Source organism: Leclercia sp. W17, assembly GCF_003336325.1.
GTDB lineage: Bacteria > Pseudomonadota > Gammaproteobacteria > Enterobacterales > Enterobacteriaceae > Enterobacter.
The window spans coordinates 1,931,654-1,952,602 of sequence record NZ_CP031101.1; the positions used below are offsets into that span (position 1 = coordinate 1,931,654).

Consider the following 20,949-nt stretch of genomic DNA (forward strand, 5'->3'; position numbering starts at 1 on the left):
ACGCTGAGTTAATATTATGTTAACGACTTGTTTATTAACCGGGGTTGTGATGACGACGAACACGCATTTCAGAGGTGATGTAGTGAAGAAGGTTTGGCTTAACCGATATCCTGCGGATGTTCCCGCAGAGATAAATCCTGACCGTTATCAATCCCTGGTTGAACTGTTTGAAAACTCCGTAACGCGTTACGCCGATCAGCCTGCGTTTGTGAACATGGGCGAGGTGATGACCTTCCGTAAACTGGAAGAGCGCAGCCGGGCCTTTGCCGCCTATCTGCAACAGGGCTTAGGCCTGCAGAAGGGCGATCGCGTGGCGCTGATGATGCCCAACCTGCTGCAGTATCCGGTGGCGCTGTTCGGCATTCTGCGCGCCGGGATGATCGTGGTTAACGTCAACCCGCTCTATACTCCACGTGAGCTGGAACATCAGTTGAATGACAGCGGTGCCGCGGCGATTGTGATTGTCTCCAACTTCGCCCATACGCTGGAAAAAGTGGTTGATAAGACCCAGGTCAAACACGTCATCCTGACGCGGATGGGCGACCAGCTCTCCACCGCCAAAGGGACGCTGGTTAACTTCGTCGTCAAATATGTCAAACGTCTGGTGCCGAAATATCACCTGCCGGATGCCATCTCTTTTCGCCAGGCGCTGCACACCGGCTACCGGATGCAGTACGTTAAGCCTGAGATCGCCTCGCAGGATCTGGCCTTCCTGCAATATACCGGCGGTACAACCGGCGTGGCGAAAGGGGCGATGCTCACCCACCGCAACATGCTGGCGAACCTCGAACAGGTCAATGCCACCTACGGGCCGCTGCTGCATCGCGGCAAAGAGTTGGTCATTACCGCGCTGCCGCTGTATCACATTTTTGCTCTGACCATGAACTGCCTGCTGTTTATCGAACTCGGCGGACAGAACGTGCTGATCACCAACCCGCGTGACATTCCGGGGCTGGTGAAAGAGCTGGCGAAATATCCGTTTACCGCCATGACCGGGGTAAACACCCTGTTTAACGCGCTGCTCAATAATAAAGAGTTCCAGCAGCTCGATTTCTCCACCCTGCATCTGTCGGCGGGCGGCGGGATGCCGGTACAGCAGGCGGTGGCCGAGCGCTGGGTCAAGCTCACCGGGCAGTACCTGCTTGAAGGCTATGGCCTGACCGAGTGCGCCCCGCTGGTGAGCGTTAACCCGCACGATATCGACTATCACAGCGGCAGCATTGGTCTGCCGGTGCCCTCCACCGAAGCCAAACTGGTGGATGACGACGATAACGAAGTGCCGCATGGCGAGCCTGGCGAGCTGTGCGTAAGAGGGCCGCAGGTGATGCTGGGGTACTGGCAACGCCCGGACGCCACCGACGAAATCATCAAGGATGGCTGGTTGCACACCGGCGACATCGCGGTGATGGATGATGAAGGTTTCTTACGTATCGTCGATCGTAAGAAAGATATGATCCTGGTCTCCGGGTTCAACGTCTATCCCAACGAGATCGAAGAGGTAGTGATGCAGCACAACGGCGTGCTGGAAGTGGCCGCAGTAGGGGTACCAGGAGGCAGCAGCGGCGAAACGGTAAAAATCTTTGTGGTGAAAAAAGATCCTGCCCTGAGCGAAGACGCGCTGATCACCTTCTGCCGTCGCCATCTTACCGGCTACAAAGTGCCGAAGCTGGTGGAGTTCCGCGACGAACTGCCAAAATCGAACGTCGGGAAGATATTACGACGAGAATTACGTGACGAAGCGCGCGCCAAAGTAGACAATAAAGGCTGAGCTTCGTGTTAGTCGCCCAGAAACGCTGGCCTGGCCAGCGTTTTTTTATGGGCGCAAACCATAGAGAAAATGATTTGAATTACCAGATGATCACCACCAACGACGAACTGGCTTCGCTGTGCGATCTCACCCGCGATGCTTCCGCCATTGCGCTGGACACCGAGTTTGTTCGTACCCGCACTTACTACCCGCAACTGGGTCTGATCCAACTGTATGACGGCAAACGGGTATCGCTTATCGATCCGCTGGGGATCACCGACTGGACGCCGATGCGTGAGCTGCTGCTGGACACCGCCATCACCAAATATCTGCATGCCGGCAGTGAAGATCTGGAAGTTTTCCTCAACACTTTCGGCATCATGCCGCAGCCGCTGATTGATACCCAGATCCTCGCCGCGTTTGCGGGTCGTCCACTGTCATGGGGCTTTGCCGCCATGGTGGAAGAGTACACCGGCCTTGTCATCGACAAGAGCGAATCCCGCACCGACTGGCTGGCGCGTCCGCTGACCGAACGCCAGCTCGACTACGCGGCGGCGGATGTGTTCTATCTTCTCCCCATCGCCGGTCAGTTGATGAAAGAGGCCGAAGCCTCCGGCTGGCTGCCTGCGGCGCTGAATGAGTGCCAGATGACGCAGCAGCGTCGTCAGGAGATCGCCGACCCGAAAGAGGCGTGGCGCGACATCACCAACGCCTGGCAACTGCGCACCCGTCAGCTGGCCTGTCTGCAACTGCTGGCCGACTGGCGTCTGCGTAAGGCGCGCGAGCGTGACCTGGCGGTGAACTTTGTGGTGCGTGAGGAGCATCTCTGGGCCGTGGCGCGGTACATGCCGGGCAGCCTGGGCGAGCTGGACAGCATCGGGCTTTCGGGTTCGGAGATCCGTTTCCACGGGAAAACGCTGCTGGCGCTGGTGGCGAAAGCTCAGCAACTGCCGGATGAGGCGCTGCCGGAGCCGCTGCTGAATCTGATGGATATGCCGGGGTATCGCAAAGCATTTAAGGCCATCAAGGCCCTGGTGCAGGAGGTGGCGGCAGAGAGTAAAGTCAGCGCCGAGCTGCTGGCCTCACGCCGTCAGATCAACCAGCTGCTGAACGCGCACTGGAAGCTGAAACCGCAAAACGGCACGCCGGAACTGATTGCCGGATGGCGCGGGGAACTGATGGCCGATCGCCTGAATGCGTTACTGGAAGCGTATCCGCAGTAAGCGCGATCTGTAACCCCCGGCGGCGCTACGCTTGCCGGGGCTACAAAACGACAAACCGTAGGCCGGGCAAACGCAGTGCCGCCCGGCAAAACGCACGTTTATGAACGCGACTCTTCCGCTTCCGGCAGAGTGACGTTGAGCTCCAGAATCGAGATATCCCCATCCTTTTGCTCCAGCTGCACGGTGACCATTTCCGGGTCGATCTGCACGTATTTACAGATCACTTCCAGGATGTCTTTGCGCAGCTGCGGCAGGTAGTGCGGTTCAGCGTCGCTGCGGCGGCGTTCCGCCACGATGATCTGCAGTCGTTCTTTAGCGATGTTGGCGGTGTTTTTTTTCCGCGAGAGAAAAAAGTCCAGTAATGCCATAACTTATCCTCCGAACAGGCGTTTGAGGAAACCTTTCTTCTCTTCTTCAATGAAGCGGAAAGGACGTTCTTCTCCGAGCAGACGATCCACAGTGTCCGCATACGCTTTACCCGCGTCTGCGTTGGTGTCGAGGATAACCGGTTCACCCTGGTTAGAGGCGCGCAGCACGGATTGATCTTCCGGGATAACGCCAACCAGTTTGATGCGCAGGATCTCCAGCACGTCTTCCATACTCAGCATATCACCTTTGCTGACACGACCCGGATTATAGCGGGTCAGCAGCAGGTGCTCTTTGATCGGTTCTTCGCCATTTTCCGCACGACGGGATTTTGAGGCAAGAATACCTAAAATACGGTCCGAGTCGCGCACGGATGAGACTTCCGGGTTGGTGGTGATGATCGCTTCATCGGCGAAGTAGAGCGCCATCAGCGCACCGGTTTCGATGCCCGCAGGTGAATCGCAGATCACGAAATCGAAGTCCATCTTGTTCAGCTCATCGAGCACTTTTTCCACGCCTTCACGGGTCAGCGCATCTTTGTCGCGCGTCTGGGAAGCGGGAAGAATATAGAGATTGTCGGTACGCTTATCTTTAATCATTGCCTGATTCAGCGTGGCATCACCCTGAATCACGTTCACAAAGTCGTAAACCACGCGGCGTTCACAACCCATAATCAGGTCAAGGTTACGCAGGCCGATATCAAAGTCGATAACGACAGTTTTCTTTCCCTTCTGGGCCAAACCAGTAGCGATGGCCGCGCTGGAGGTGGTCTTGCCAACGCCTCCTTTACCCGAAGTAACAACAATAATGCGTGCCATAGAAATTCCTTGTTAAAAAGGGATCAATTCAACGGTTGAACGGTCAAAGCGTTGTCTGCCAGACGCAAACGCGCTGCTTTGCCAGAAAATTCGGCCGGGATGTTATCGCTCAGCCAGTAAACACCTGCGATGGAAACCAGCTCCGCCTCCAGGTGGGTACAAAAAATTTGCGCATCGCGATCGCCACTGGCACCTGCCAGCGCGCGGCCTCGCATTGAGCCATAGATATGAATATTGCCATCGGCGATCAGCTCCGCACCTGCGCTGACGTGGTTTGTTACAATAAGGTCACAATTTGGCGCATAAATACGCTGTCCGGAACGCACCGGCAGGTCGATCAAGCGCGTTTTTGTGGCGGGTGTAACAGGGAGTTCAGGCGGGGCAGGGGGCTCTGCGCGCGGGGCTTTATCTTTGCCTTCGGTGAGCAGCGGAAGACCCGCCTCGTCGATTTCGGCTTTCAGTTCAGGATCTTTACAGCCGCTGATGCCGACAATCCGCAGCCCGGTGGCTAAGACCGCCTGCTGCAGCAGCTGCCAGTTAATCGGCGCTTCAAGATCGCTGACATTAATGACGACGGGCGCATGTTTCAGGAATGCGGGCGCCTGCGCGATTTTGTCTTCTAACGCCTGACGAATAACCTCGGGTTTTGCTTCATGCAAATGAACCACTGATAAGGTGAAGCTACTGCCTTTAAGCTCGATTGGCGTGTTTGACATCCTGGCCTTACTCAATTTGCTTTTTACCACGGCGTGTGCGTCGTGATATTCCGAAGAGTATCAGGCATGTTATAGTCACAATTATATTGAGGCAAGTCACCCTCCCCGTTAATTCTGAGTAAATATATGTTTTGTGTGATCTACAGAAGTACCCAGCGCGACCAGACCTATCTTTATGTCGAAAAAAAGGACGATTTTTCCCGTGTGCCTGAGGCGCTGATGAAGAGCTTCGGTAAGCCGCAGATGGTGATGCTCATGCCGCTTGACGGGCGTAAGCAGCTGAAGAACGCCGATCTGGAAAAAGTAAAAAGCGCGTTAGCCGAACAGGGCTATTATTTACAACTCCCTCCGCCGCAAGAGAATTTACTCAAACAGCATCTTGAGGCGCTGGGAAAAAAATAGTTTGAGATTAATCTGTCAGGGTTACATTAACCTTTAGGGGCTCATTATGTATCAGCATCATAACTGGCAAGGCGCCTTGCTGGATTATCCGGTCAGTAAAGTCGTCTGTGTGGGCAGTAATTACGCAAAGCATATTCAGGAAATGGGCAGTGCGGTTCCGGACGAGCCGGTGCTGTTTATTAAACCCGAAACCGCACTCTGCGATATCCGCCAGCCGCTGGTGATCCCGCAGGGGCTGGGATCGGTGCACCACGAAGTGGAACTGGTGGTGCTGATTGGCGCCACGCTGCGCCAGGCCTCTGAAGATCATGTGCAGAAGGCGATTGCCGGTTATGGTGTAGCGCTGGATCTGACCCTGCGCGAGGTGCAGGGCAAAATGAAAAAAGCGGGCCAGCCGTGGGAGAAAGCCAAAGGCTTTGATAATTCTTGTCCTATCTCCGGGTTCGTACCGGCGGCGGAGTTCCAGGACGATCCGCAGAACACGACCCTGAGCCTGAAAATTAACGGCGACGTGCGTCAGCAGGGTTCTACCTCTGACATGATCCATAAAATTGTGCCGCTGATTGCCTATATGAGCCGTTACTTCACCCTGAAACCGGGCGATGTGATCCTCACCGGCACCCCGGAAGGGGTGGGGCCGCTGAACAGCGGCGATGAGCTGGAGCTGGCCGTCAACGGCCTGTCACTGAAAACCCGCGTGCTGTAACCCTCTCTTGCCGCCCTTTTCGGGCGGCAAAACTTGCATCGAGGTGCCAGACTGGTTATAAGGTGCGCTTTATTTTGACGTGTGGACATCCTTATGAGCGAAATCCCTTTCTGGCAAAGCAAAACTCTCGACAACATGACAGACGCCGAGTGGGAATCGCTGTGCGATGGCTGCGGGCAGTGCTGCCTGCATAAGCTGATGGATGAAGACTCGGACGAAATCTATTTCACCAATGTCGCCTGTAATCAGCTGAATATCAAAACCTGCCAGTGCCGCAACTACGAGCGGCGTTTCGAGCTGGAGCCGGACTGCATCAAGTTGACCCGGGATAACCTGCCGACCTTCGAATGGCTGCCGCCGACCTGCGCCTACCGCCTGCTGGCGGAAGGCAAGGATCTGCCGACGTGGCACCCGCTGCTGACCGGTTCCAAAGCGGCGATGCATGGCGAGCGGATCTCCGTGCGTCATATCGCGGTGAAAGAGTCCGAGGTGCGCGACTGGGAAGACCATATTCTGAATCATCCCAACCGCTGATAATAAAAAACCCGCCGAGGCGGGTTTTTTAATGTGCGGCTTTTTTGCCGGGTGGCGCTGCGCTTACCCGTAGGCCCGTGCAAGCGAAGCGCTGCCGGGCATTAACGGCCAAACAGATCGCGTTTTTTCGCTTTAAATGGCTGGGCAATCAGCACCAGCAGCGCCACGATCAGGTAAGCGGCAAAAATGCCCACCAACCACTGCGGCATCTCCAGGGTCAGGAATTCCCACTGACGCACGGCGCAGTCACCGGTAGCCACAAAGACCTGTGGCAGCCACTTGTCCAGCGGTAACCAGCTCGGGAAGCTGGCGGCAAAGTCACAGGTCTGGAACGGCGACGGGTGCAGCTGGATCATGGTGTGCTCCCAGGCCAGTTGCAGGCCTTTACCGGCGCTGTAAAGCCAGATGGCAATGGCACCATAGCGCAGCGGGCTTTTCGGCGCGATGGCGCCCACCAGACCCGCGCCCATTACGCCAAACAGCGCGCAGCGTTCATAGATACAGAGTACGCACGGTTTCAGCATCATCACGTGCTGGAACCATAATGCCACCATTTCTAACACGAAGGCGGTCAGGGCCAACAACAACCACGCCCCGCGACCGCGCGAGCACTGGTTCAAAAATTTCAACATAATCATTTCCCTGGAGCAGGTATAGAAAGCGCAGTGTAAACGAAATCACTTTGCGCACCAGCCTCAGCGCGCAAATATAACGTAATCGGACATTTATCATCCATAAGTGCAGCCGGGCGTTTTACCGCCCGGCCGACTCATTTAATGCGTCGCCAGTATACCTGCCTGCAGCATCCATTGGGTAAAAGGAATGAGGGTAATTTTGACGCACAGCAAACCCACTGCGGTTAACACCAGGCTATAAGGCAGCGCCATCCATACCATCCGGCCATAAGAGAGGCGGATAAGTGGGGCGAGGGTGGAGGTCAGTAAGAACAGGAAGGCCGCCTGACCGTTTGGCGTGGCCACGGAAGGGAGGTTGGTGCCGGTGTTGATCGCCACCGCCAGCAGTTCAAACTGCTTCCGGTCGATGATACCACTCTCCATCGCCGCTTTCGCTTCGTTGATATAGACCGAGCCGACAAACACGTTATCGGAGATGGCCGACAGCAGGCCGTTAAACAGATAAAACAGCGTCAGTTGGGCATCCGGCGCGGCCTGCAGCACGAAGTTAATGATCGGCCCAAACAGGTGCTGATCGACAATCACCGCCACTACCGCGAAAAAGACCGCCAGCAGTGCGGTAAACGGCAGCGCTTCGGTAAAGGCTTTGCCGATGGCATGTTCATCCGTCACGCCGGAGAAGGTGGTCGCCAGGATAATGACCGACAGACCAATCAGCCCTACTTCCGCCAGATGAAACGCCAGGGCGATAATCAGCCAGACGCCAATGATGCCCTGGGAAATCAGCGCCAGCCGCTGCTGACGGGTACGCTGGCTGCGGCTCTCTTCGTCGAAGCGTTGCAGCACATCACGCACCTGCTTCGGCAGCAGGGTGCCGTAACCAAACCACCTGAACTTCTCCACCAGCCAGCAGGTAAGCAGGCCGCACACCAGCACCGGCACGCTGACCGGGGCAACGCGCAGGAAAAATTCGACGAAGTTCCAGTCCGCGGCTTTGGCGATAATCAGGTTTTGCGGCTCGCCGACCATGGTCATGACCCCGCCCAGCGCAGTACCCACGCCCGCGTGCATCATCAGGCTGCGGAGAAACGCGCGGAACTGCTCCAGCACGTCGCGCTGGTGGGCATCAACCTGGCTGTCATCCTGCATGCCCGATGCCGGCTGGGAAGAGGCCACCCGGTGATAAATCCCGTAAAAGCCGACGGCGACGCTGATCACCACCGCCACCACGGTCAGGGCATCGAGGAAGGCGGATAAAAAAGCGGCCGCCAGACAGAAGGCCAGCGACAGCAGCGTTTTCGAGGGGATGCTCAACAGCAGGCGGGTAAAAATGAACAGCAGCAGCTGCTTCATAAAGTAGATCCCGGCCACCATAAACATCAGCAGCAGGAGCACTTCCAGGTTGGACGCCAGCTCTTCTCTCACGTGCTCCGCACTGGTCATCCCTATTGCTACTGCCTCGAAAGCCAGCAGGCCGCCCGGCAGCAGGGGATAACACTTCAGCGCCATGGCCAGGGTAAAGATGAACTCTGCCACCAGCAACCAGCCTGCGGCAAAAGGACTCACCATAAAGATAAGCGGGTTAATTACCAGAAAGATAACCAGAGCCAGTTTGTACCAGTCGGGGGACTGACCTAAAAAATTGCGCCACAGGGCGCGACGATACGACATTTCCACAACAGATTTCCTTGCCCGTCACATAATTACGCACTAAGTATACGCAAATGGCGCCGGGGAAGGAGTGCAGGCCGCGTTTTTTTAAATGATAAAAATAAAACGGCGATCCCTTTTTTCTCGCGTCGCTGCGCTATCTGCCTCTGTCTGCCTCTGGTATGATGAGTGAATTTTGTAAAAAGCAGTTAATGGAAAATTCACTATGGTCATAAAGGCGCAAAGCCCGGCGGGTTTCGCGGAAGAGTACATTATCGAAAGCATCTGGAACAATCGTTTCCCCCCAGGCTCGATTCTTCCCGCAGAACGCGAACTCTCTGAACTGATTGGCGTCACACGTACCACCTTACGTGAAGTGTTGCAGCGACTGGCACGCGACGGCTGGCTGACGATCCAACACGGCAAACCGACCAAAGTGAATAACTTCTGGGAAACGTCGGGTCTGAATATTCTTGAAACACTCGCGCGCCTCGATCACGAGAGCGTGCCGCAGCTGATCGACAATCTGCTCTCCGTGCGCACCAACATCGCCACCATCTTTATCCGTACGGCGTTTCGCCAGCACCCGGATAAGGCGCAGGAGGTGCTCGCCCGCGCCACGGCGGTTGAAGATCATGCCGACGCCTTTGCGCTGCTGGATTACAACGTCTTCCGCGGGCTGGCGTTTGCCTCCGGCAACCCAATCTATGGCCTGATCCTTAACGGCATGAAAGGGCTCTATACCCGCATCGGTCGTCACTACTTCGCCAATCCGGAAGCCCGCAGCCTCGCGCTCGGCTTCTATCACAAGCTGAGTGAACTCTGCGCCGAAGGTCAGCACGATCAGGTGTATGACACCGTGCGTCGCTACGGTCGCGACAGCGGCGAGATCTGGCACCGGATGCAGAAGACTCTGCCGGGCGATCTCTCCATCCACGGTCGATAAAATAAAAAACCTCTCGCTTGAGAGGTTTTTTTATATGTAGGCCGGGTAAGCGAAGCGCCACCCGGCAAACAGGCGATACCGACCTACAGGATATTGCCCTTAGGTGGGCAGCGCTCCAGCAATTCCACGCTGCCATCTTCGTTTTGCTGTTCAAGCAGAATGTCAAAGCCCCACAGACGGTGTACGTGCTTCAGCACCTCTTTGCGCCCTTTATCCAGCGGTGCGCGGTTATGCGGGATATAGCGCAGCGTCAGGGAGCGATCCCCGCGCAGATCCACATTCCAGACCTGAATATTCGGCTCCAGATTGCTTAAGTTGTACTGGGCCGAAAGGCGGGAGCGGATCTCACGGTACCCCTCCTCATTGTGGATCGCCGAAATCTCCAGATAGTTATTGTGATCGTCATCCAGCACCGTAAACAGGCGGAAATCTCGCATCACCTTCGGCGACAGGAACTGGCTGATAAAGCTTTCATCCTTGAAGTCGCGCATCGCGAAATGGAGCGTCTCCAGCCAGTCGGAACCGGCGATATCCGGGAACCAGTATTTATCCTCGTCCGTCGGGTTCTGGCAGATACGCTTGATGTCCTGGAACATGGCAAAGCCCAGCGCATAGGGGTTAATGCCGCTGTACCACGGGCTGTTGTAAGGCGGCTGGAACACCACGTTGGTGTGGCTGTGCAGGAACTCCAGCATAAAGCGTTCGGTCACTTTGCCTTCGTCATAGAGGTGATTGAGGATGGTGTAGTGCCAGAAGGTGGCCCAACCTTCGTTCATCACCTGAGTCTGTTTTTGCGGGTAGAAGTACTGGCTCACCTTGCGCACGATGCGCAGGATCTCACGCTGCCACGGCTCCAGCAGCGGGGCGTTCTTCTCCATGAAGTAAAGCAGGTTCTCCTGCGGCTCAGAAGGATAACGGCGTGCTTCGGGGACCGCTTTTTCCTCTTCGCGCTTCGGCAGGGTGCGCCACAGCGTATTCACCTGGCTTTGCAGATACTCTTCGCGGCTTTTCTGCCGGGCTTTCTCCTCCTGTAAGGAGATCTTCTGCGGACGTTTGTAGCGATCCACGCCGTAGTTCATCAGCGCGTGGCAGGAGTCCAGTAGCTTCTCGACCTCTTCCACCCCGTAGCGCTCTTCGCATTCGGTGATGTAGTTTCGGGCGAAGATCAGGTAGTCGACAATTGAACTGGCATCGGTCCAGCTGCGGAACAGGTAGTTATTTTTGAAAAATGAGTTGTGCCCGTAGCAGGCGTGCGCCATCACCAACGCCTGCATGGTGATGGTGTTCTCTTCCATCAGGTAAGCGATACAGGGGTTAGAGTTAATGACGATCTCATAGGCCAGCCCCTGCTGACCGTGTTTGTAGAGCCGTTCGGTCTCAATGAATTTTTTACCAAACGACCAGTGGGTATAGTTAATGGGCATCCCGACGCTGGAGTAAGCGTCCATCATCTGTTCGGAGGTGATCACTTCGATTTGATGGGGATAGGCGTCCAGACGGTAGAGTTTTGCCACCCGGTCAATTTCCGCCAGATAGGTGTCCAGCAGCTCGAATGTCCAGTCGGGTCCATCGCTCAGACGAGTGGTGTCCTTATTCATGGAATCAATAGTAGCCATTAGCGCGCCCTCGTTGTTGGTAGCTCTCTCTGTCTGGAGAACCTCTTTTCAAGCATAGAACACGCCATTCAAAAGCGTGCTGGTGCGCTATTTTTTTCTTTGCGATTTCCCGTCGCGGGCATGACGAAAAGGGGGTGGGTAGCAGCATAATCTGCTGGTTAAAAATGCCGCGCAGCAGGAGATGCCAAATACGCCACAGCCCCGTCATAGGGGGAAGGTGTGAGGTAAGTCACCATAAAAAATGCCTATGTTGAATAATATTTTCATCTGGGTTATCAATATGTAACCAGAAGATTGTTCTTTTGCTTATAAATGGAGTGGCTATGCGTGTTGTCATACTGGGAAGTGGCGTCGTTGGTGTTACCAGCGCCTGGTATTTAAGTCAGGCCGGGCATGATGTAACCGTCATTGATCGGGAACCGGGTCCGGCGTTGGAGACCAGCGCGGCGAACGCCGGACAAATCTCTCCGGGCTACGCGGCGCCGTGGGCGGCACCGGGCGTACCGCTGAAGGCGATTAAGTGGATGTTCCAGCGCCATGCGCCGCTGGCGATCAGTCTCGACGGCACCCAGTTCCAGCTGAAGTGGATGTGGCAGATGCTGCGCAACTGCGACACCTCGCACTACATGGAAAACAAAGGGCGTATGGTACGTCTGGCGGAGTACAGCCGCGACTGCCTGAAAGCGCTGCGTGCCGCCACCGGTATCCAGTATGAAGGCCGTCAGGGAGGAACCCTGCAGCTGTTCCGTACCGCTCAGCAGTACGAAAACGCCACCCGTGATATCGCTGTACTCGAGGACGCGGGCGTCCCGTATCAGTTGCTGGAAGCGAGCCAGCTGGCGCAGGTGGAACCGGCCCTCGCTGAGGTCGCGCATAAGCTGACCGGCGGTCTGCGTCTGCCTAATGACGAGACCGGCGATTGCCAGCTCTTCACGCAGAATCTGGCGCAGATGGCGGAACAGGCGGGGGTAAAATTCCGCTACAACACTTCAGTGGATAAGCTTCTGTACGAAGGGGAGAATATCTACGGCGTACTCTGCGGCGATGAGGTGGTGAAAGCCGACGCCTACGTGATGGCCTTTGGCTCTTACTCCACCGCCATGCTGAAGGGCATTGTGGACATTCCGGTCTACCCGCTGAAAGGTTATTCGCTCACCATCCCGGTAAAAGAGGAGAGTGGTGCCCCGGTTTCAACTATCCTTGATGAAACCTACAAAATCGCGATCACCCGTTTTGACAACCGGATCCGCGTGGGAGGAATGGCGGAAATCGTCGGCTTTAACACTGAACTGCTGAAACCGCGTCGGGAAACGCTGGAGATGGTCGTTGGCGATCTCTTCCCCCGCGGCGGCTTTATCGAACAGGCGACCTTCTGGACCGGGCTGCGTCCAATGACGCCGGACGGCACCCCGGTGGTCGGGCGGACACCGTTTAAAAACCTGTGGCTAAACACCGGACACGGTACGCTGGGCTGGACAATGGCCTGCGGTTCAGGGCAGCTACTCAGTGATTTGATCTCCGGGCGCACACCCGCTATTCCGTTTGATGATTTAAGCGTCGCGCGCTACCGTCCGGGTTTCACGCCGTCACGTCCACAACATTTACACGGCGCGCATAACTAACAAGGAGTCGTCATGTCCCGTCCTGTTCTGGCTCAGATGGACCTGCAGGCCCTGAAGGATAATCTGCAAATTGTCCGTCGCGCTGCGCCCGCTTCACGCGTCTGGACCGTGGTCAAAGCTAACGCTTACGGCCACGGTCTGGACCGCATCTGGAGCGCGTTAAGCGCAACGGATGGTTTTGCGCTGCTCAACCTTGAAGAGGCGATCCTGCTGCGCGAGCGCGGCTGGAAAGGGCCGATTTTGATGCTCGAAGGCTTCTTCCACAGCGATGAACTGCCGCTGTTTGATAAGTACCGCCTGACCACCAGCGTGCACAGCAACTGGCAGGTCAAGGCGCTACAGAATGCGAAGCTGCATGCTCCGCTCGATATCTACCTGAAAATGAACAGCGGGATGAACCGGCTCGGTTTCCAGCCGGAGCGCGTGCACAGCGTCTGGCAACAGCTGCGGGCGCTGAAGAACGTCGGCGAAATGACCCTGATGGCCCATTTTGCCGATGCGGAAAAGACGGAGGGCATTGTCGAACCGATGAAGCGCATCGAGCAGGCAGCGGAAGGTCTGGCCTGTCCGCGTTCGCTTTCCAACTCGGCGGCGACGCTCTGGCATCCGGAGGCGCATTTTGACTGGGTGCGTCCGGGGATCATCCTCTACGGCGCCTCGCCGTCGGGTCAGTGGCAGGATATCGCCAACAGCGGCCTGAAGCCGGTGATGACCCTGCGCAGTGAGATCATTGGCGTCCAGACGCTGAAAGCGGGGGATACCGTGGGTTACGGCAGCCGCTATCGTGCGTCGGGGGAACAGCGGATCGGCATCGTCGCCGGAGGATATGCCGACGGCTATCCGCGCGTTGCCCCTTCCGGTACCCCGGTATGGGTGGACGGCGTGCGCACCGGCACGGTCGGCACGGTGTCAATGGATATGCTGGCGATTGACCTGACGCCGTGTCCGCATGCGGGGATCGGTACGCCGGTTGAGCTGTGGGGCAACGAGGTGAAAGTGGACGATGTCGCCGCCGCCGCGGGCACCGTCGGATATGAGTTGTTAACGGCGTTAGCGCCACGGGTACCGATCGTCGTTGTGTAACATCGCCCGGTGGCGCTACGCTTGCCGGGCCTACAAAACCCGTAGGCCGGGTAAGGCGTAGCCGCCACCCGGCAAACCGGCCTACTCTTCGGCATCCTCCGCCACGCGCACGCCCACCCTCAGCACCGCGTTATCCTCTTTCTCTGCCACCGTCCAGATCATACCGGCAAACTCCACCTGGTCACCCACGACCGGCGCGGCGCCGAGCTGCTTCTGCACGATCTCGCCCAGAGTCTGCTGGTTATCGCGATACTCCAGCCCAACGTCCAGACCGTAGATCATCGCCACGTCGGCAAATTTGGCGCTGGCTTCCAGAATAAAGTCGCCGAAGAAGCGCTGATCCAGCGCCACCGGCGGCGACTGGCTGAAGAGTTTGCCGAGGGCAGGGAGGTCATGCTCGCGGCCAATTACGCAGAGGATATCCCCCTCGCGCAGCCGGGTGCTGCCGGTCGGGTGCAAGAGGGCATTATCCCGGAAGAGGGCGGCAATGCGCGTTTCGGCGGGCATATGCAGATCCCGCAGCGAGGCGCCCACGCACCACTTATCGGCGCTGAGCTGGTAAACAAACTGCTCCCAGGGATTCTCAGGGTGAAGATCCAGCCCCACGCGGGAGACCGGCCAGCCCACCGGTGGGATCACCACCTTCGCCTTTTTCGCCGCCCACGACAGCGACGTACCCTGGAACAGCAGCGACACCAGCACCACGAAGAACGCCACGTTGAAGAAGAGACGGGAGTTATCCAGCCCGGCCATCATCGGGAATACTGCGAGGATGATCGGCACCGCACCGCGCAGCCCCACCCAGCTGATAAACACCCGCTCGCGCAGGTTAAAACCTCTGAAAGGCAGCAGCCCGGCGAAGACCGACAGCGGACGGGCAAAGAAGATCATCCACAGTGACAGCATCAGCGCCGGAACGGCAATCGGCAGCAGATCCGACGGCGTCACCAGCAGCCCCAGCACCAGGAACATGCCAATCTGTGCCAGCCAGGCCAGGCCATCGAAGTTTTGCAGAATGCCAAAGCGGTTGCGGATTGGACGGTTGCCGAGCAGGAAACCGCAGAGATAGACCGCCAGAATACCGCTGCCGTCCAGCGCCGTGGTGAGGGCGAAAATCAAAATCCCGCCACTCAGCGCCAGCAGCGGATAGAGCCCGCCTGGGAGCGAGATGCGGTTGATCATCTGTTGCAGCAGATAGCCGCCGCCTAGGCCAAAGAGGATACCCAGACCAAACTGTTGAATGATGTGCCAGGCGAACATCCAGCTCAGGCCGGTTTCATGCTGCTGGATCATCTCAATCAGGGTGATGGTGAGAAACACTGCCATCGGATCGTTACTGCCGGATTCAATCTCCAGCGTCGAGCCGACACGTTCGTTCAGCCCTTTGCCGCCCAGCAGGGAGAAGACCGCCGCGGCATCGGTAGAGCCGACAATCGCGCCAATCAGTAACCCTTCCATCAGATCAAGGTGGAACAGCCACGCCGCCATCATCCCGGTGAGGCCGGAGGTGATCAGCACCCCGACCGTCGCCAGCGACAGGGCCGGGCCCAGCGCCACGCGAAACGAACTGGCCTGGGTGCGCATGCCGCCATCCAGCAGGATCACCGCCAGGGCGAGGTTACTGATCATGTACGCAAACGGGTAGTTGTCGAAGGGAATACCCCCGACGCCATCAACCCCCGCCAGCATGCCGATGGCGAGGAAAATAACCAGAATGGGGATGCCGAGACGTGACGAAAACGAACTCAATAAAATACTACAGGTTACAAGAACTGAACCCAGGATAAAAAGACTGATTATTGCTGCGGCATCCAATGTGTGCGTACTCCCTGCCTGACGCGATGACTGTTAGTAAAACCCTACCATATTAACGCCCCTTGCAGGGCGGAAATCCGGTACTTCCGGGGCTTTTTTTACGCCCGAAGCACCGGATGCCCGCTCAGGGTTAAACGACTGCTGCCCGCCGCATGAACCAGCGTCGCCTGCGCACCGAGCGGCAGGGTAACGGTTCGTTGCTCATGGCCGAAGTCGAGCCCGCTGATAACCGGCACCGATACCCGGGAACGCAGGTAATCGACCATGGTCGCCAGATCGTATCCGGCATCGTAATCGTTAGGGGTCGCGCCGCTGAAGCTACCGAGCACAATCGCCTGCTGACGGTCGAGAATGCCCGCGTGATGCAACTGGAGGAGCATACGTTCGACGCGGAACGGATGCTCATTGATATCCTCCAGCACCAGGATGCCTTTCTCAATGGCGGGCAGCCAGCGGGTGCCGATGAGTGACACGACCATCGCCAGATTGCCACCCCACAGCTGGCCTTCGCACACGCACGACGGGCCATCGCCCTGCCACTCAACGGAGTAGGTACTGTTGCCGAGCGCCCGCCAGAAATGGTCTACCGTAAAGGCGTTCAGCTCCGGGGCGCCAAAATTGCCCGCCAGCATCGGGCCGCTAAAGGTGATGACGTTGTGCAGCGCCAGCAGGCCGAGCTGGATCACGGTGAAATCACTGTGGCCGCAAATCAGCAACGGATCCTGCTGCTGGCGTTTCGCCAGTCCCTGCCAGTCAATCTGTTCCAGCAGGCGGCTGGCGCCGTATCCGCCGCGCACCGGCAGCACTATCTGGTCGGCGCCCGGCAGGTGGGCAAGAGCGTTGATATCATTCAGGCGCTCTGCCTCGGTGCCGGCAAATCGCTGCTGGCGGCGGGGTATAATCGTCTGATTTTTTACCTGATGGCCGTCGTCCAGTAACCGCGCCACGCCCCGCTGCGCCGCTTCCTGATTAATGCAGTACCCTGATGGTGCAATGAGATGAAACTGAGACATGGCATTTCCTTGCTGACTTATAAACTTAAATATATATATCATGCCGCCTGAGCGCGTCCTTCATCAAGCGGAGGATAGAGTAACAGCGATGAATGACCATAAGGACAGATGACGTGAAATTGAGATGGTTTGCTTTTTTGATTGTGTTACTTGCAGGCTGTAGTTCAAAGCAGGATTACCAGAAACCGGAATGGAACCCGGAAGTCCCGGTTAAACGGGCGATGCAGTGGATGCCGATCAGTGAAAAAGCCGGTGAGGCTTGGGGAGTCAGCCCGCGGCTCATCACCGCCATCATTGCGGTGGAGTCGGGCGGGAACCCGAACCTGGTGAGTAAATCGAACGCGGTGGGTCTGATGCAGCTGAAAGCCTCCACCGCCGGGCGTGAGGTCTACCGACACATGGGCTGGAGCGGGCAACCCTCTACCAGCGAGCTGAAGAATCCGGAACGCAACATCTCGATGGGTACCGCCTACCTGAGCATTCTGGAACACGGGATCCTGAACGGCATTGAGGATCCGGAGGTGATGCAGTATGCGCTGGTGGTTTCATACGTGAACGGCGCGGGCGCGCTGTTGCGCACCTTCTCGTCGGATCGCAAAAAAGCGATCGCCGAAATCAATGACATGGATAAAGACGAATTCTTTGATCATGTCGTCAATAACCATCCCGCCCCGCAGGCTCCGCGCTATATCTGGAAAGTACAGAAAGCGATGGACGCTATGTAATCTGTTGCCGGGCAGCCACGTGCTGCCCGGTGGCGATTAACGCACTTTGTTGGCACGTTCCCGCGCTTCACGCTCCAGCGAGTAGATAATTTTCTGCAGTTCACGTTCAGGACCCGGCCCGACGTTGAGAAAACGGAAGCTCAGACGCGGCGTGGTGATGGTTTCGTTTTTGCTGTCTACCACTTTACGTTCGCTCACGGTTATCAGCTGCGCATCGAAAAAGAAGCGGCCCCAGCCGCCCATATCCAGCTCGATCTGCGAAAAACGCATCCCCTCCACCAGGCCTTCGGGTTTGGCGGTATCCATCAGCGCGCCCATGCCGCCCAGCGACAGATCGTGCAGACGGAAACGAATGACGCTCTTATCAGGCATTCTGGCTTTGCAGAAGTAGGCCGGATGCAGCGGGGCATTGATGCGGAAATATTCCCGGCGCTGAATGCACCATACGGAGGCCGGCAGCGGCGAGATAAAAGCAGGCAGCGTCTGGTAGTCACCCTGTTCCACCTTCGGCAGGTCGAACTCGACTTTGGCCCCCTGGGTATCGGCGGCCACGGTGATATTCTCCGCGCGTAACACCGAGCGGTTTTCAAACTCCTGACTGCCAAAATCCATGATCAGCCGTTCCGGGGTAGCATCCAGGATTTTGCTGATGAACTGGTTGTTCCCCCAGCTGATACGGACGGGAACGTCATTTTTTTGCAGATCGCGTAATACACCCAATACAGCCAGCGGATTAGTTTTCAGGAACTGCTCACTGTAATTACTCACGCCCCAGGGCTCCTCGATAGATGACAGTCTGTGGATGCGTTATCGGCAGCGGGCCGCGGAACTTAATACAAACCGGCAATTATTTTTTCGCCTGAATCGCAATTAAGTCGGTGTAGTAAAACTGATTTCCGGCGATTGCCTATACTTACTATTACCTGCGCGGGCGGGTGTCCTGCGCAAGCTTAACTCTGCAAGAGGGCAACACTATGGGTATCATCGCCTGGATTGTATTTGGTCTGATTGCTGGCGTTATCGCAAAGTTCATCATGCCGGGACGTGATGGCGGCGGCTTTATTGTGACCTGTATCCTTGGGATCATCGGTGCGGTTGTCGGCGGCTGGCTGGCAACCATGTTTGGCATCGGCGGCAGTGTATCCGGATTTAACCTGCAAAGTTTTCTGGTGGCTGTGGTGGGTGCCATTCTGGTACTACTTATCTACAGGATGGTACGACGCGCCTGAAACCGATAAAACGGCTCTTTTACAAGAGCCGTTTTTTTATGGGCAGAGCCTGGACAGTATGCCGGGTGGCGGATACGCCTTACCCGGCCTGGAGGTTACTGCTGGCTGACACTTTTCTGCGTTTCTGTCGGATCATCGTTAGCCGCTGGCTGGTCGGTGGTTGCCGGTGGCGTAGTGGTGGTCGACGAGTTATTTGAGGCCGGTGGCGTCGTGGTGGTCGACGTACCATTGGAGGCCGGTGGCGTTGTGGTGGTCGACGTGTCATTGGAAGCCGGTGGCGTCGTGGTTGTCGACGTGTCATTAGAAGCCGGTGGCGTTGTGGTCGTTGACGGGTTAGTTGTCGACGGGGTGCTTGTCGCCGCTGGCTGGTCGCTGGTGGTGGATGTGCCATTCGCCGCAGGTTGTGCGCCGGTAGTCGATGGGGTGGTGGTTACCGAACCCTCATTGGCCGCGGGTCGCGTGGCGGGTACTTTGTCGCATGGGTTCGCCTGCGGACAGACCAGATCCAACATTTTCAGCGTCACGCCGTTGGTCCAGCCGAAGCCGTCCTGCAGCGGATATTCACCGCCGCCGCCGCCAGTGCCGGTGGTGGAGACATCATATTTCTCCACCAGCTTCTGCTCGCGATCGTAGGTGTGCTGTACGTTGGTGAGGAAGCGCCACGTCACGTCCATCGCCACTTTATCCTGCCCGTAGTTCTGCAATCCTTCGGTGGCGACCCACTGCAACGGCGCCCAGCCGTTAGGGGCATCCCACTGTTGGCCGCTGTTAACGGTGGTGGTCGAAATGCCCCCTGCTTTCAGCAACTGGGCTTCGGCAGCAGAGGCGGTTTTGTCCGCACGTTCCTGCGAGGCGGCCTTGACGTAGAGCGGGAACAGCGCCGCGGCGGTCAGCTGATTACGTACCTGTTTGGTTTTCAGATCGTAATCGGCGTACCAGCCCTCTTTGTCGTTCCACAGATAGCGCTCCATCGCTTTCTGACGATCGGAGGCCAGGCCCTCGTAACGGCTGGCTGCGGCGCTGTCACCGCCGTCCTGGCTGGCCTTCGCCAGCAGTTTTTCCATCTTGAACATCAGGGCGTTCAGATCCACCGGCACGATACTGGTGGTGCGGATCGTCCCCAGCTGCTGCGGATCGTCCATCCAGCGTGAGCTGAAGTCCCAGCCGGAGGCGGCGGCGGAGCGCAGATCCCGGTAGATCTCGGTTGCCGGACGGCTGGGGTATTTTTTCGCGGTGTTGATGTCATCCAGCCACGATTCCGGGCGCGGCGTATCGCGATCGTCCCAGTAACGGTTAAGCACGGCGCCATCGTCGAGCTTCACCACCCGCTGGCTGGCCTGGCCCGGCTGAAGGGCATCTACCCCCTCCATCCAGTAGGCGTACTCTTTTTCCATCTGCGGACGGTATTTTTTCAGCGCCTCTTTATCGTGCGTCGCCAGCAGTTCCACCATCAGGGCAAAGAACGGCGGCTGGGAGCGGCTCAGGTAGTAGCTGCGGTTACCGTTGGGGATATGACCCCAGCTGTCCAGTTCGTAGGCGAAGTTGTCCACCATACTGGAGACTTTGTCCCAGTGGCCGCTCTCCGCCAACCCCAGCATGGTGAAGTAGCTGTCCCAGTAGTAGATCTCGCGAAAACGTCCGCCCGGCACAACGTAAGGCTTCGGCAGCGGCAGCAGGGAATCCCACTTTCCGGCGCTGGAGGTAGTGCGCGTCAGCACCGGCCACAGACCGTCAATGTGCGCCCGCAGGCTCTGCCCGGCAGGTGGCACATATTTTTCTTTCTCGGTCGGCAGGGTGAAGTTCACCTCTACAAAGTGGCGCAGATCAAAGCCGGACTGTTTGCGCTGCATATGGTAGTCGGCAAGGATCGTCTGGGGATCGTTTTTCGGTACCGCATCGGCGAAGGTCTTTTGATCCGGGAAGAGTTTGGCGGTTTGCACATCGTTAAACAGCGGGCCAAACAGAATGTCTGGTGGTTGTTTCCGGGCGCCGGACGGTTCTTCCGCATAGCTAAAGGCAGTTATCCCAAGCAGGATGCCGCCAATCGCCAGCCGCAATGCTGTTTGCTGCTGAGGTCTCATCATGGTTGTTCTCCTGGGTTCT

The 20,949-nt window shown here is 57.2% G+C and carries 19 protein-coding genes and 1 pseudogene; 10 read left to right on the plus strand and 10 right to left on the minus strand.

Annotation, left to right across the window (positions count from 1 at the left end):
• Positions 1 to 82 precede the first annotated feature (82 nt).
• Both fadD and rnd read left to right on the plus strand, forming a co-directional pair.
• On the plus strand, positions 83 to 1,768 hold the full coding sequence (gene fadD, locus DVA44_RS09480; RefSeq protein ID WP_139157091.1) for a long-chain-fatty-acid--CoA ligase FadD: 1,686 nt from the start codon (positions 83 to 85) through the stop codon (positions 1,766 to 1,768).
• 74 nt (positions 1,769 to 1,842) lie between these two features.
• The gene (gene rnd / locus DVA44_RS09485; RefSeq protein ID WP_114317073.1) at positions 1,843 to 2,970 is read left to right on the plus strand and encodes a ribonuclease D; all 1,128 of its coding nucleotides are present in this window, start codon (positions 1,843 to 1,845) and stop codon (positions 2,968 to 2,970) included.
• 98 nt (positions 2,971 to 3,068) lie between these two features.
• On the opposite strand, the gene minE is transcribed toward rnd, so the two are convergent.
• The 3 genes from minE to minC are packed head-to-tail and all read right to left on the minus strand — an operon-like array spanning position 3,069 to position 4,870.
• Complete coding sequence (gene minE / locus DVA44_RS09490; RefSeq protein WP_103180012.1) at positions 3,069 to 3,338, minus strand: cell division topological specificity factor MinE; 270 nt, start codon at positions 3,336 to 3,338, stop codon at positions 3,069 to 3,071.
• A 3-nt stretch (positions 3,339 to 3,341) separates the two neighbouring features.
• Positions 3,342 to 4,154: a septum site-determining protein MinD gene (minD, locus tag DVA44_RS09495; RefSeq protein WP_114314658.1), complete on the minus strand. Its 813-nt coding sequence runs from the start codon at positions 4,152 to 4,154 to the stop codon at positions 3,342 to 3,344.
• A gap of 23 nt (positions 4,155 to 4,177) precedes the next feature.
• Positions 4,178 to 4,870, minus strand: a complete 693-nt coding sequence (minC, locus tag DVA44_RS09500) for a septum site-determining protein MinC (protein ID WP_114314659.1) — start codon at positions 4,868 to 4,870, stop codon at positions 4,178 to 4,180.
• Positions 4,871 to 4,996: 126 nt separating this feature from the next.
• Here minC and DVA44_RS09505 point away from each other — a divergent pair, with 126 nt between their 5' ends.
• The 3 genes from DVA44_RS09505 (at position 4,997) to DVA44_RS09515 (ending at position 6,512) form a co-directional block, all read left to right on the plus strand.
• Positions 4,997 to 5,272 (plus strand): YcgL domain-containing protein, encoded by a 276-nt coding sequence (locus DVA44_RS09505; protein ID WP_114314660.1) that lies wholly within the window; start codon positions 4,997 to 4,999, stop codon positions 5,270 to 5,272.
• Positions 5,273 to 5,318: 46 nt separating this feature from the next.
• Positions 5,319 to 5,978, plus strand: a complete 660-nt coding sequence (locus DVA44_RS09510; protein ID WP_114386443.1) for a fumarylacetoacetate hydrolase family protein — start codon at positions 5,319 to 5,321, stop codon at positions 5,976 to 5,978.
• 93 nt (positions 5,979 to 6,071) lie between these two features.
• On the plus strand, positions 6,072 to 6,512 hold the full coding sequence (locus DVA44_RS09515; RefSeq protein ID WP_114386445.1) for a YcgN family cysteine cluster protein: 441 nt from the start codon (positions 6,072 to 6,074) through the stop codon (positions 6,510 to 6,512).
• Between the two features lie 101 nt (positions 6,513 to 6,613).
• Here the strand turns inward: DVA44_RS09515 and dsbB are convergent, their stop codons facing one another.
• Complete coding sequence (gene dsbB / locus DVA44_RS09520) at positions 6,614 to 7,144, minus strand: disulfide bond formation protein DsbB (protein ID WP_114314663.1); 531 nt, start codon at positions 7,142 to 7,144, stop codon at positions 6,614 to 6,616.
• A 141-nt stretch (positions 7,145 to 7,285) separates the two neighbouring features.
• A complete protein-coding gene (gene nhaB, locus DVA44_RS09525; protein ID WP_114386447.1) occupies positions 7,286 to 8,824 on the minus strand; it encodes a sodium/proton antiporter NhaB in 1,539 nt (512 codons plus the stop codon).
• 199 nt (positions 8,825 to 9,023) lie between these two features.
• Between nhaB and fadR the strand changes: the two genes are divergently transcribed.
• Complete coding sequence (fadR, locus tag DVA44_RS09530; RefSeq protein ID WP_103822336.1) at positions 9,024 to 9,743, plus strand: fatty acid metabolism transcriptional regulator FadR; 720 nt, start codon at positions 9,024 to 9,026, stop codon at positions 9,741 to 9,743.
• An 83-nt stretch (positions 9,744 to 9,826) separates the two neighbouring features.
• On the opposite strand, the gene DVA44_RS09535 is transcribed toward fadR, so the two are convergent.
• Complete coding sequence (locus tag DVA44_RS09535) at positions 9,827 to 11,359, minus strand: SpoVR family protein (RefSeq protein ID WP_103180003.1); 1,533 nt, start codon at positions 11,357 to 11,359, stop codon at positions 9,827 to 9,829.
• 323 nt (positions 11,360 to 11,682) lie between these two features.
• Between DVA44_RS09535 and DVA44_RS09540 the strand changes: the two genes are divergently transcribed.
• On the plus strand, positions 11,683 to 12,981 hold the full coding sequence (locus DVA44_RS09540; protein WP_114314665.1) for a D-amino acid dehydrogenase: 1,299 nt from the start codon (positions 11,683 to 11,685) through the stop codon (positions 12,979 to 12,981).
• 12 nt (positions 12,982 to 12,993) lie between these two features.
• Positions 12,994 to 14,064 (plus strand): catabolic alanine racemase DadX, encoded by a 1,071-nt coding sequence (gene dadX, locus DVA44_RS09545; protein ID WP_103180001.1) that lies wholly within the window; start codon positions 12,994 to 12,996, stop codon positions 14,062 to 14,064.
• Between the two features lie 81 nt (positions 14,065 to 14,145).
• Here dadX and DVA44_RS09550 read toward each other — a convergent pair whose 3' ends face one another.
• Positions 14,146 to 15,879 carry a potassium/proton antiporter gene (locus DVA44_RS09550; RefSeq protein ID WP_114386449.1) on the minus strand — a complete coding sequence of 578 codons (1,734 nt, stop codon included), beginning with the start codon at positions 15,877 to 15,879 and terminating at the stop codon, positions 14,146 to 14,148.
• Positions 15,880 to 15,977: 98 nt separating this feature from the next.
• Positions 15,978 to 16,892 carry a muramoyltetrapeptide carboxypeptidase gene (gene ldcA / locus DVA44_RS09555; RefSeq protein ID WP_114386451.1) on the minus strand — a complete coding sequence of 305 codons (915 nt, stop codon included), beginning with the start codon at positions 16,890 to 16,892 and terminating at the stop codon, positions 15,978 to 15,980.
• A gap of 113 nt (positions 16,893 to 17,005) precedes the next feature.
• Here ldcA and emtA point away from each other — a divergent pair, with 113 nt between their 5' ends.
• Entirely contained in the window at positions 17,006 to 17,617 is a 612-nt protein-coding gene (gene emtA, locus DVA44_RS09560) for a membrane-bound lytic murein transglycosylase EmtA (protein ID WP_103179998.1), read from the plus strand.
• Positions 17,618 to 17,653: 36 nt separating this feature from the next.
• Here the strand turns inward: emtA and DVA44_RS09565 are convergent, their stop codons facing one another.
• Positions 17,654 to 18,385, minus strand: a complete 732-nt coding sequence (locus tag DVA44_RS09565; RefSeq protein WP_114386453.1) for a flagellar brake protein — start codon at positions 18,383 to 18,385, stop codon at positions 17,654 to 17,656.
• A gap of 206 nt (positions 18,386 to 18,591) precedes the next feature.
• Here DVA44_RS09565 and DVA44_RS09570 point away from each other — a divergent pair, with 206 nt between their 5' ends.
• Positions 18,592 to 18,846, plus strand: coding sequence for a GlsB/YeaQ/YmgE family stress response membrane protein (locus DVA44_RS09570; RefSeq protein ID WP_103179996.1), 255 nt, complete (start codon positions 18,592 to 18,594; stop codon positions 18,844 to 18,846).
• Positions 18,847 to 19,286: 440 nt separating this feature from the next.
• On the opposite strand, the pseudogene DVA44_RS09575 reads toward DVA44_RS09570, so the two are convergent.
• Positions 19,287 to 20,930, minus strand: a pseudogene (locus tag DVA44_RS09575) (alpha,alpha-trehalase); the annotation flags it as partial.
• Positions 20,931 to 20,949 lie beyond the last annotated feature (19 nt).